General features: G+C 57.4%; 10 protein-coding genes. 2 read left to right on the forward strand and 8 right to left on the reverse strand.

Annotated elements, in window-relative coordinates; all coding sequences use genetic code 11:
• Window positions 1–510 precede the first annotated feature (510 nt).
• From B2A78_RS11570 to B2A78_RS11590, 5 genes are all read right to left on the reverse strand, one after another.
• Window positions 511–1,746 (reverse strand): lytic transglycosylase domain-containing protein, encoded by a 1,236-nt coding sequence (locus B2A78_RS11570; RefSeq protein WP_240502495.1) that lies wholly within the window; start codon window positions 1,744–1,746, stop codon window positions 511–513.
• Window positions 1,747–2,124: 378 nt separating this feature from the next.
• Window positions 2,125–2,397: an RNA-binding protein gene (locus tag B2A78_RS11575; protein ID WP_077730146.1), complete on the reverse strand. Its 273-nt coding sequence runs from the start codon at window positions 2,395–2,397 to the stop codon at window positions 2,125–2,127.
• A gap of 301 nt (window positions 2,398–2,698) precedes the next feature.
• Window positions 2,699–3,070 (reverse strand): hypothetical protein, encoded by a 372-nt coding sequence (locus tag B2A78_RS11580; protein WP_139841173.1) that lies wholly within the window; start codon window positions 3,068–3,070, stop codon window positions 2,699–2,701.
• A 247-nt stretch (window positions 3,071–3,317) separates the two neighbouring features.
• A complete protein-coding gene (locus tag B2A78_RS11585; protein WP_077730148.1) occupies window positions 3,318–4,295 on the reverse strand; it encodes a DUF6279 family lipoprotein in 978 nt (325 codons plus the stop codon).
• 119 nt (window positions 4,296–4,414) lie between these two features.
• The gene (locus B2A78_RS11590; protein WP_077730149.1) at window positions 4,415–6,304 is read right to left on the reverse strand and encodes a potassium transporter Kup; all 1,890 of its coding nucleotides are present in this window, start codon (window positions 6,302–6,304) and stop codon (window positions 4,415–4,417) included.
• 457 nt (window positions 6,305–6,761) lie between these two features.
• Between B2A78_RS11590 and B2A78_RS11595 the strand changes: the two genes are divergently transcribed.
• Window positions 6,762–9,137, forward strand: a complete 2,376-nt coding sequence (locus tag B2A78_RS11595; protein ID WP_077730150.1) for an EAL domain-containing protein — start codon at window positions 6,762–6,764, stop codon at window positions 9,135–9,137.
• Between the two features lie 186 nt (window positions 9,138–9,323).
• Window positions 9,324–10,307 (forward strand): M28 family peptidase, encoded by a 984-nt coding sequence (locus B2A78_RS11600; RefSeq protein WP_143735151.1) that lies wholly within the window; start codon window positions 9,324–9,326, stop codon window positions 10,305–10,307.
• A 59-nt stretch (window positions 10,308–10,366) separates the two neighbouring features.
• On the opposite strand, the gene B2A78_RS11605 is transcribed toward B2A78_RS11600, so the two are convergent.
• The 3 genes from B2A78_RS11605 to B2A78_RS11615 form a co-directional block, all read right to left on the reverse strand.
• Window positions 10,367–10,741, reverse strand: a complete 375-nt coding sequence (locus B2A78_RS11605) for a helix-turn-helix transcriptional regulator (RefSeq protein WP_077730152.1) — start codon at window positions 10,739–10,741, stop codon at window positions 10,367–10,369.
• A gap of 48 nt (window positions 10,742–10,789) precedes the next feature.
• Complete coding sequence (locus B2A78_RS11610) at window positions 10,790–11,191, reverse strand: DUF2202 domain-containing protein (protein ID WP_077730153.1); 402 nt, start codon at window positions 11,189–11,191, stop codon at window positions 10,790–10,792.
• A 63-nt stretch (window positions 11,192–11,254) separates the two neighbouring features.
• Complete coding sequence (locus B2A78_RS11615; protein WP_077730154.1) at window positions 11,255–11,755, reverse strand: DUF1269 domain-containing protein; 501 nt, start codon at window positions 11,753–11,755, stop codon at window positions 11,255–11,257.
• Between the last annotated feature and the right edge of the window lie 82 nt (window positions 11,756–11,837).

An 11,837-nucleotide genomic window follows, 5' to 3' on the forward strand; every position in this document is an offset into this window, starting at 1 on the left:
GACGTACGTATTCTGCCGCCGATACCCGTCTGGGCTTCGGTTAGCAAATCACCTCCATTTAGTACGGCTGGAATGGTCTGCGATTGGATCGGCGTGGGAGCCGTGTGGGCTTGATCGGCGACAATGCGTGACGGGATGTTGGATAGGCTGAGAGACTCAAAGGGCATTCGAACTTTCCTGGCTCTTGCCTGCCACGACGAGCGTGGCACCGGTCGAGCACGAGCACTGTTGCTGTGACCACAGGGCGGACCCGAAGGACGCACCGCGTGCGGTTTGCGGGAGGAGGCGGGGACTAGCAGGTGCCGTTAAGGCATTGACTGAAAGGAAAATTCCGTATCCTCGTGGCGAAGACCGGTCTTGCGCCGCGACAAACTATGTGCAGCCTACTCCAATTTCGTCAAAGAAGCTAGTCCGATCGTAGAAAACGTATTCGAACATGGAACATCGACAGCACGGCGGTATGGCAAGTACCACTTTAACCTTTCGATCAACCACAACCGTCCGCTTTTTTCACCGAGCGAACGCCTGAGTTTTTGCCAGCTTGTAGTTGCCGTTCTTGGGGCTTAATGACGCATTGGTTCTGGTCGCGGTGCCGCCGGCCTTGACGTTGCCGGGATAGCTTACCTTAACGTGAGCTGATGCCCCTTTGTTTTCCGGTTGCTGCGCTGCCAGACGATTCTGCTGCGCCCGGTACGCGATCTGCCGGAGTGTACCCGAGGGTAGCCAGACCGCCGTGCCGGCGGGTAAAGCCGCCCTGTCGGACTGAGCCGGTCCGCTCCAGGCCGCATTCAGGGCGATGAGCTGAGACTTGTCGGTTGCGTATTGACGAGCCAAAGTCGAAACGAAGGTATTCTGCGTTATGACGACACGGTCCCAGTCAAGAGGCTTTTCATATCGTATGCCCTCGGCAAAGAAACGTTCGGGCTGACTGGCGACCTCCCGTGCTGCCAGAAATTCGGCGTAGAAATTACGGGAAGCGAAACCGAATTGGGGATGGTCGTAATCGGAAACGATCCGCATGAAGTCATGGCCGAAAGACTGCTTCGCGCGCATCATGCCCGAAATGCCATGATTGTAGGACGTGATTGCCAGGGGCCAGCTGCCGAGCTTGCCGTAGGCATAGCTTAGATAACGGGCGGCGCCGTGAGCCGAAGCGATGGGATCCAGGCGCTCGTCGATGATCGTGTTGACGTTCATGAATCGCTCGGCCGCCCCGCGCGTAAACTGCCACACGCCCACGGCGCCTGCCGAGGAACGCGCCTGCGTTTGGAACGACGATTCCACATGGGGCAAATGCGCTAAATCCTCGGGGAGGCCCGCGTGGCGGAAAATCTCCCGAAAGTGGCGATCATAACGACCGCTGATTTCCAAACCCCTCTTGAAGCGCTCGCGAAGGCCGCGCTGACCGCGGAGCCGCTCGCTCGCGCCCAGTAGTGCCGTCTTGAGATCCCCGCGTGGACTGATCTTCACGGCCAGTCTTCGGTCGTCCTGGGTCAGAGGAATTCCCGCAGAGACCTTTTGTTCCAGGTCGCGCAATCGGGACTGCCAATAGGCTGTCCGTTCGCGCACCAGTTCTTTCTGGATCGGGGTATAGCCCTCGGTGATATTGCCGGGGAGCTGAATCACTTCATAAATCACATCCAGAAAACGGTTATCGTGCAGAACGACTTGAGAACGGCTCCAGACGCCGTAGACATTGCGCCAGAAGGCGACTTGCGTTTCCAGGGCCACGGGCTTCGGGAACATACCCGAGGTAATCGAGACGGAAGACATCGCGCGAAGCCGCGACGATGCATCCGCCGATTGCGCCATCGAGGCCGCGGGTGCTACGGCCTTCTGGTGAAGGCTTCCATGGTGAATCCGATGATGTTTTTGCATCGTGGAAGGACCGGAACAGCCGCCTGCCATGAGAACAGGCACAACCATCAGAAGACACTGGATCAGTCTGCGAGTCATCGACGAGCCCCCCAAGCCGGCTCAAGAATTTTTTTCGGAAGAAACGCTTTTCGCCGAGAACTCAAACGACCCGCGATTGCGGATCGAAATTCGGCTACGTGGATAAAATCATTGTAGCTCGAGTATGCGGAAAGTTGGGGGACATTCGAGTTAGCAGAGTTTTTCCAGCTAACGTCGGCGGCCACCGCCGCCGCGCCGGCCGCGCGGCCGCTCTTCGTTAACGCGTAGCGTGTTGCCCCGCAGATTGCGGCCGTTCAATCCGGCGATCGCCGCACGCGCCTCATGACCCTCCATCTCGACGAAGCCGAAGCCGCGGCAACGTCCCGAAAAGATATCGCGAGCCAATTCGATCGAGCGTACTCGTCCATAGGCCGCAAATAGTTCGGTAAACTCCTGTTCCGTCATATCCGGGGGGAGATTGCCGGCATACACTCTCAACATAATGCTTCTCCTTTGGTGCCGTCCGGATAGGCCTGACATGGTTCCATACGAAGTCCAACCGGGCTGCAACGTTTCGTTGGGGAAAACCGCCTGGTGGGGTGAGGCCCGATGCGCTGCACGAGATTTGGACGAGGAGGCGAGGCTTGGGGGACGTCTGGCAGTGTAGTTGCCTGACAAGATCGAATCCTCGGGGTGCAGCGCTCTTCGCCACCGAACGATAATAGGTCAAGGATACCGCGATGGCATCGCTTTATCCAAAACCGCTTATGTCGCGAAGATCGGAGTCGGCCCGGTTCGGCAGTCAGCATATGACAAGAACCGGCCAGCAAACGTTCGTGTCGCCGTGCTGCCAACATCGCTCCTCTTCGAGGAACCGGGCGAACGGTTCGTGATCCGTGTAGACGCTTCCGTCGGATATGAAGAAATGCTCGAAAGGACCGAAACGTTCGGACCCGCCGCCAAAGGTGTCCTCAAAATGAATCGAGGCGCCGGTCCGGCAGTCGCATCGGGAAAATAAATTGCCCTGAATCTCCCAGAAGTGGTTTTGATAGCGCCCCACGATTTCGTTGTCCGGACCTTGGCGAATCACATGACCGCTGATTCGAAAATACGGGGCCGGACCCAAAGTAACAGCATGTTCCGGAATGACGGATTCGAAGCTTAATCGGACCATAATCGCATGCTCCATAGAATTTCTTGAATCGCTTCTCCTTCCCGACACCGAAAAGGCACACTGGTTCACTGACCGGCAGGCTGCCGGCCATGAAGACCAAGATCGCGATAGCCGTGAATTTCTGTGGATTTCGAGATCTTGCGATCGGTACTTGGGCGGGCCGGATACTTATCGTTTGTTGTTTTTCGAGACAAAAAACGAACAATTCCGCCCCACGGTTAGGCCATGGGCAGAGCGAAAAACGACGCTAAGGAGAACTTCGGAAGCTCTTCGTTTCCGGTCCTCTTAATTTTTCGTTCGGGCGCGATGGAAAAGTCCACTGTCCAAACCTGCGATCTTCTCCGGCCAAGGCGGCAAGGTCGGCGGCATAGCCTTGTAATTTCTCGTCCAGGGCAGCTCGCTGTTCGGGCGTTGCGGACGTAATTACTTTGGCGATCAACTCCGCATTCGACTGACGTAGGGTCTGAATATAGGCGCGCCGCTGGGGGTCTGTTTGGTCGGCCAGTTCGGCGAAATAGGTGCGAATCCAGTCCGTTGCGACTCGCTCCTCCGGCTTCCGTTCCTGGATTTTCGAAAGCAGGGCTAGAAAATCGCGCTGCCGTGCTTCGCGCTCGTCTGCCCAGGTGTAGTTGCCGTTGTCGCGTCCGGCTATGGCGTTTCGGATGATGGTTCGTTGTTCGTCGGTGAGTTTCCCGAGCCAAAACTCGGCACGCTTGATAAAAAGCTTCGCCTTGGCTCCGGGGGCATTGTCCGCGCTGTTATGCAGATAACCGTATTTCTTTCGGAATTGTGCATTGTCATCGCTGAGTTCGCGCTGTACCTGCGCGATCTGATTAGGCTTGAGCGTCAGTGCGAGCCTGGCGATTTCCGGGGCGGCCCGCTCGCCGAGTATTTCCAGGCGTCGGTTGATCCTCTGTTGAAAATCAGTAACCTCGGATGGCGTCATCGGCCCCTTTGCTTTCGTCCGAATGTCGTCGAGTAAGGCCGAATAAGCATGCAATTGCGTCGCGCGATGCCAGGCCAGTAACGCGTTGATTCGATCTTTAGCCAAGGTTTTCTGCGTCTTTTCCAGATCGAAATACTCATCAAGCCGGAAGATCAGCAAGGTATCCGCATGGTTATAACCGAACCGAATGCTGGTGCAGGCCGCAAGCGGCAGCACTATCGCGGATACGACGATCAAGTGCCATCGGCGGATCAGGATGGTGAGGGACGATACGTTCATTTGCCGTCCATATTCTGGCGAATACACGTCGAGCTCCTATCGTGAGGTACGCTGTCACTTAGTAGAAGAGAAAAATTCAAAGCCATTGCGAACGATTTCAGTTTACGAAGCGGAGCCAGTTAGATTTCAACCACGGTCCCGAGTTCGATCACACGGTCCGGAGGTATTCTGAAAAAGTCCATGGCGCTCTCGGTATTGCGCGCCAGGCGGATAAAGAGGCGCTCGCGCCAGAGAGCCATACCCGGGCGGGGCGTCGAAATGACGGCTTCCCGGCTGAAGAAAAACGAGGCATTGGCCAAATCGATCTCGAGGTCCCGTTCTTTGCACAAGGCCAGGGCGTCCGGCACATTGGGCTCCTGATTGAAACCGAAGTAAATCTTGACTCGGTATAACTCGTCGCCGAAGTGCCTGATTTTGATGCGTTCGGAGCGAGGCACCCAGGGCACGTCTTTGACGATTACGGTCAGCACGATCACCCGTTCGTGCAGAATCTTGTTGATCGCCAGATTGTTCAAGAGGGACTGAGGGACACCCCGGCGGCCGGCTGTGAGATAAATGGCGGTTCCGGGAATACGCCGCGGCGGTTCTGCGTGAAAACGCATGAGCAAGGTTTCGAACGATATCGCTCTTTCGTTCAAGCGTTTTCCGAGCAACGTGCGTCCTTGTTGCCAGGTGGTCATCACGGTAAACAGGACAACGCCAACCCCAAGGGGAATCCACCCGCCTTGGGTGAATTTCAAGCTATTGGCCATAAGGAAGGCGGTGTCGATAATCAAGAAGCAGCCTACGACCGCCAGGCTGGTCATCCATCTCCATTGCCAGAGCCTTTTGAATACGAAGAAAGCCAACAGGCTCGTGATGACCATCGTGCCGGTAACGGCGATGCCGTAAGCGGCGGCCAATCGTTGGGACGATTCGAATTGCACGACCAGGGTAAAGACTGCGGCCAATAAAAGCCAATTGACGGTCGGCAGGTAGATTTGGCCGGGGAAAAACAGCGACGTGTGATAAATACGCACCCGCGGCAAGTAACCAAGCTGGATCGCCTGCAACGTCGTCGAGAATACCCCGGAAATTACGGCTTGGGAGGCAATCACCGTCGTAATCGTCGCCAATATGAGCAGCGGGAGGGCTCCCCATTCCGGTGCTAGAAGGTAGAACGGATTTTGGGTAGCCTCCGATTCGCGCAGCAGCAATGCGCCTTGGCCAAAGTAGTTCAGCAACAGGGCCGGAAGAGCCACGGCAAACCAGGCCATGCGAATCGGCCGAACGCCGAAATGGCCGATATCCGCATAAAGAGCTTCGGCTCCGGTCACCACCAAGACAACCGCGCCCAGGACCACCAGCGAATACCATTCCTCTTCGATCAAAAAACGAGCGCCGTACCACGGATTCGCTGCTACCAATACCTGCGGGGTAGCGAGAATGCTGCGCGCACCGAGGATTCCGAGGCAAAAAAACCATAGGAGCATGATCGGGCCGAACAGCCGGCCGACACGACTCGTACCCTTGCGTTGGAGAAGAAATAAAAGGGTCAGGATCGCCAGGGTCACCGGCACGACAAATTCGTTGAGTTTCGGAGCCACGACCGCCAGGCCTTCGACGGCGCTCGTAACCGTAACTGCGGGTGTGAGAATGCCGTCGCCATAAAATAAGGCGGCGCCGATGAGACCGATCAGAACGATTACGCGTCGCCGGCGGGGTGAATCGATCGCAGCGCGAGACGCAAGCGATACCAAGGCCATGATTCCGCCTTCGCCTCGGTTGTCGGCCCGCAGCATGATCGCGGCATATTTCAGGCAGACGATCACGATCAGCGACCAGAAAATAAGCGACAGCACGCCGAGTATATTGGTCTCGCTGGGCGCAATGGCGTGAGGTCCGCTGAAGGCGACGCGCATGGCATAAAGCGGACTGGTGCCGATGTCGCCGAACACGATTCCGAGCGTGCCGACCAGCGTAACGGTTCTACCGGGCTTTAGGCGTTGCAATGTCGAATGCGCTTGCATTTTTCAGGCGTGTGGCGGTCGAGACGAACGATGGTTGCACTTCACAATGCGGAGATCCTTGTGTTTTATCAATGACCGCTCACGGCAGACTTTGCCCTTTGACTCCTCGGCCGGCTCATTGCTCCCCAGAACGGCAACGCAAAGACCCGTCCGACGGCCGTCTCCGGATTTAACGACAGACGGGCGTCGAAAGATTGGCGGTTGTTCGCTGGACCGTGCCAGGCGCTCACCTTTACGATACTCGCCTTAGAATTGAGGGGCGTACCGTTAACCCGATGAAAATGTCCCATACTTAGCTCCTATACAGTCGATCGCGGTTAGCAGCGGCCCGATCGGCCATAACGAATGCAGCGATTCGGAACGGCCTATGCGAGATCGGTAGCGTACTGCCGAAACGGTTTTCAAGGCATTGGGCTTTGAACGCGACCGATGCGAGTCGTTCTCAACGGGGTGGTGGATGAAGGTAGATACACTAATGCAATCGGAGGAACGGCTTCGGCGAAACCGCAACTCCTTGCTGGAGCAACAACGCGCGCTGGCCTCGCTAACGCGTAGCGAAATTTTTTCGGCTGAGGATGCCCTCGAGGCGATTCGCCTGCTGACTCGAACCACCGCGACGGAGTTGGACATCGAGCGCATCAGTGTATGGCGGTTTACCGAAGACCGGCTCGCCATCGAATGCATGGATCTCTACGAGCGCTCCCGGCAACGGCACAGTTCCGGGATGACATTACGCCAGGAGGATTTTCCGAGCTATTTCAAAGGACTTGAAACCGAGGAAGCCATCGTGGCGAACGATGCGTGTCATCATCCTTCTACCGCCGAGTTTTCCGCTGTGTACCTGCGTCCTTTACGGATCAGCTCGATGCTCGATGTGCCGATACACGTCTTCGGGCGCGTCGAGGGCGTCCTATGCTGCGAGCACACCGGCGAAACGCTCAGCTGGTCTGCGGAAGAACGCTTTTTCGCCATTGCCGTGGCCAATCTCGCCGCTCTTGTGATCGAACAAAACGAGCGCAAACGTACCGAGGCCTTGTTGCGCGGCCAGAGAGACATGCTGGAGATGATCGCCAACGGAGCGCCCCTCGAGCATACCCTGGCTGCACTGGCGCGTACGATCGAACAGCAGGATGACAAAATACTCTGCTCGGTGCTTCTCCTGGATAAGGACGGCGTTCATTTGCGGCATGGGGCCGCCCCGAGTATTCCCGACGATTACAACCGGCAAATAGACGGCATCGCCATCGGACCTTCCGTGGGATCTTGCGGCACTGCGGCATTTCACCGGCAAACGGTAATTACCAGCGATATTCGGACGGATCCCCGTTGGGCCGCCTTTCGCGATCTCGCCGAGCAGTACGGACTTCGCGCCTGTTGGTCGACACCCATTTTCGACGCGAGGCAAAACGTCATCGGTACCTTTGCCGTTTACTATCGCGAACCGCAGCGGCCTTCGGACAAACACGCCAGGCTGGTAGAGACGGCGATTCATACCGCTGCGATCGCCATCGAGCGCAGTCGGGTCGAGGACCGGATCCAGCGTCTCGCTTTTTACGATGCGCTAACAGGGCTTCCGAACCGTGCCTTGTTGATGGACAGGGCTGCGCAGGCCTTAGCGCTTTCAGCCCGTGACAAGAAAGAAACGGCCCTGCTGTTTCTGGATCTCGACCGATTCAAAACGGTCAACGATTCCCTGGGACATCATGTCGGCGACGGGCTATTGCGGAGCATTGCGGGCCGCTTGCGGGGATGCCTGCGGGATACGGACACCGTGTCCCGGCTGGGAGGCGACGAATTCGTCGTACTGCTCCCGGAAACGGGAGGCGACTCGGCCGCTCAGACCGCCGAAAGGATTCTGAGCGTGGTCGCGCAGCCTTATGTCATCGAGGATTACCGGCTGAGCATCACGCCGAGCATCGGCATCAGCATGTATCCGCAGGACGGCGGCGACGTGGAATCCTTGGTCAAACATGCCGATACCGCCATGTATCACGCTAAAGAAAAAGGACGCAATACTTATCAATTCTTTACCGAAAGCATGAATTCCGCCGTGCTGGAGCGGCTTACGATCGAAAGCGGTCTGCGGCAGGCTCTGGAACGTGACGAATTCTTGCTGGAGTATCAGCCTCAGTACGATATCGAGACGCACGGATTGGTAGGCCTCGAGGCCTTGATCCGCTGGCAGCATCCGGAATGGGGCCGGGTAGCGCCGGGCCGGTTTATTCCCATCGCCGAAGAAAGCGGCCTCATCGTTCCGATCGGGGAATGGGTGATCCGCGAGGCCTGCCGCCAAAACGTGTACTTGCAATCCCTCGGTTTCGCCAAGGTTCCGGTTGCCGTCAACATTGCCTCGCCACAATTCGTTCAGCGATTCGAAGACCTCGTCGCACGGGTGTTGGGAGAAACGGGTATGGAGCCCGAGTATCTTGAACTCGAGTTGACCGAGGGAATCGTCATGCAAGGAGAGGGATCGATTCAGAAACGCTTGCACAAGCTCAAGGACATGGGCGTAAAGCTGGCTATCGACGATTTTGGGACGGGCTATTCAAGCCTCAGTTATCTCAAGCGATTCCCGATCGATAAGCTGAAGATCGATCAGTCCTTCGTGCGCGACATCATCGATGATCAGGATGATCTTGCGATAACCCGCGCAGTGATCAGCCTGGGCCACAGCCTTCGACTGACGGTTATCGCCGAAGGCGTCGAAACGGAGCAGCAATTGGCCTTTCTGCGGGATGAAGGTTGCGATCAAGCTCAAGGCTTTTTCTTCAGCCGTCCTCTTTCTGTCAAAGCGCTAGGCGACTGGTTTTTCGAGAGTTCGACGAAGGCTTAGACAAAATCTCGGTGGGATTCCTCGGCAAGGTATTCGACCGCTCGCGGAGTCCCGGCGATGCCGAACGGAAAGACTCGGCGGCGATCCAATGGTTACTGTTGACCCTCGCCGCGCGGGTTTTCAGTATGCCTGTCTTGAAAGCGGAATTGGAGCCGTGCAGTTCCACGGTTGTCTGGAGTGTATTGCATGGATGTCCGAAATCGTTCGCCCATGTCGGTTTGCGGAGCAATCGTACTAGCCTGGGCATGCTTTCTGGTGATTGCACTCCGGTTCTGTCTGGCGGAGCCCTCGTTTGCCGGCACGGACGAGGCCGCGCCGCCCACCATCGATCCCGGGCGCCTGGAAGCCGATGTCCGAACCTTGTCGGAGATGCTAGGGCCAAGGGATGCCGGTCATCCGGATAATCTCGATCGCGCGGCATCGTATATCCGTTCGGCGTTCGAGCAAGCGCAGGGCAAAACCGCGGACCAGCCGTTCCGGGTCGGCCGAACGACTTACCGCAATATCATGGCTAGTTTTGGCCCGCCGTCCGAGGAGCGGATCGTCGTCGGCGCACATTACGATACGGCCGGTCCCTATCCCGGAGCCGACGATAACGCGAGCGGCGTCGCCGGATTGATCGAACTGGCGGGACTACTGGGCAAAGCCGATCTCGCAATCCGGGTGGATCTCGTAGCCTATACCCTGGAGGAACCGCCATTTTTCAGGAGCGAGCACATGGGGAGTGCCGTGCATGCCCAGTCGCTCAAGGCGAAGGGGGCGAACGTACGCGCGATGCTTGCGCTCGAAATGATCGGCTATTTCACCGATGCGAAAGACAGCCAGTCATTTCCCGCGCCGGGACTTTCGCTTTTCTATCCGACCACCGGAAACTTCATCGCCGTCGTGGGAAGGATAGGGGAGGGACGGCTGGTGCGAAGTATCAAGAAGGCGATGTCCAACGCCTCAAGCTTGCCGGTGCATTCGATCAATGCTCCGCGCTTTCTCCCGGGCGTCGACTTCTCGGACCATCTCAATTATTGGGAAGCAGGCTATCCGGCCGTAATGATCACCGATACGGCTTTCTATCGTAATCCGAACTATCATGCCGCCACCGACACGCTGGACTACCGGAGAATGGCCCAAGTGGTAGCGGGAATCTATGCCGCAGTGCTCGAGCTCGCGCGGTAGACCTTCAAATTGCCGATGCGTCAAACGACCGCATCCGCTTCGCATGGTGGAGGCCTTGACTATACCGTGCGAAGGATATTTTCCAGGTGCACGCCTAACACTTCGGCAATACGCTTGAGCTTGTCGATTCGGCATGTCGGCCGTCCCCGGTCGACAAGGGCAACGAACGATTCCGTTATGCCAGCCCGCTCGGCCAGTTCCTCCAGCGTCAGCCCGCGGAACTCGCGCCAGATCCGGATGGCGTTCTCTCCGGCCAAAAGGCGCGCCTTCAAGTCGTCCGGAAGTTGTTCTTCGCCCGGCACAAGCCGTTCCTCGGTTTTGACGTCGGACGCCATGTCCGCCGCCAATTCGGCCAGTTCCACGAGGGACAGATAGTCGTCATATGGAATCATCGCCCATTTCGCGCCGTCCTTTTCAATGATTTGCACGTCCATTCCTAGTCTCCTGCACAGCGGTCTCGTTCTGCGAACGGAGGTGCCGCTTTACCTATTTCTTTGAAAACAATGTTTGAAAGCTGGCAAATGACGATCGCGGGAGGCGGACCGAAGGTTTTCCAAAACCCGGCGGACATCCGGTTCCGGGGTGGCGGCAAGCAGGCGGTCGTACATCGCCATATTGTATATCTCGGCCTCGACCGCGCTGCGGCAGGCCTCTTCAACCGTATCCGGCGCTGTCACGCGCTCAGGCCAGCGGTCTTCCGGCACGGGTATGCCATAGCGTTCGAACAGCGAGAGCAGGGCAGCGGCATGCCGCGCCTCGGCTTCGACGATGTTAACGAAAGGACGTATCGGACCGAACTTTTCGATGACCTTTCGATAGGCGGCAAGCGCCTTGTATTCATCATCGAGCGCTTCGGTCAGGCGATCCTTCAAGCTCGAATTCATGAGCATTTCCTAGAGTGGCGGGTGCTGAGTGGCCAGACCATCGCGTGTTCCGACCGCAAAACCCTAGGGGAAGGTATGGGGGTCGGTGCCTTCGCACTCGGCTTCGGGATGGTGTTTCTTGATGATGGCCTCGATTTCCTCGACGCGATCTCGGGGCACGTCGATCATCAGCAGGAACTCGCCTTTTTCCATGGCCTCCTGGAATTGCTCGATCCGCCGGTTGCCGATGCTGCTGCCGACCATGCTCGACATCAATCCTCCGACCCCCGCGCCAGCCAGGGTAATCGCAAACAGCGCTCCGCCGCCCAGAACCAGTCCCGTGGGCAAGGCGATCGCCACCAGCCCGGCCAGGAGTCCCGTCGCGCCGCCGAGTGCGACGCCCTGTTCCAGGGCCGGAAGAAAATCGGTCTTTTGCAGGAAAGTGGCTTCGGGCAGATCTTCCAAAGGCGTGCCGCGTTTGGTCAGCACATGGATGTGGCGTTCCTCGATCCGCGCCAGCAACAACTCGTCCACGATCTTTTTGGTAATTTCGATGTTCGGTACCAAGAAATAGATGCGTCGCATGATTCTTGCTCCGTTTCTGATAGGGTGTCTTGGATCAGTCGCCGCAAGCGAACGACGACCCAAGTTTGAACCTTGCGGTAAT

Source organism: Methylocaldum sp. 14B (assembly GCF_002005105.1).
GTDB lineage: Bacteria > Pseudomonadota > Gammaproteobacteria > Methylococcales > Methylococcaceae > Methylocaldum.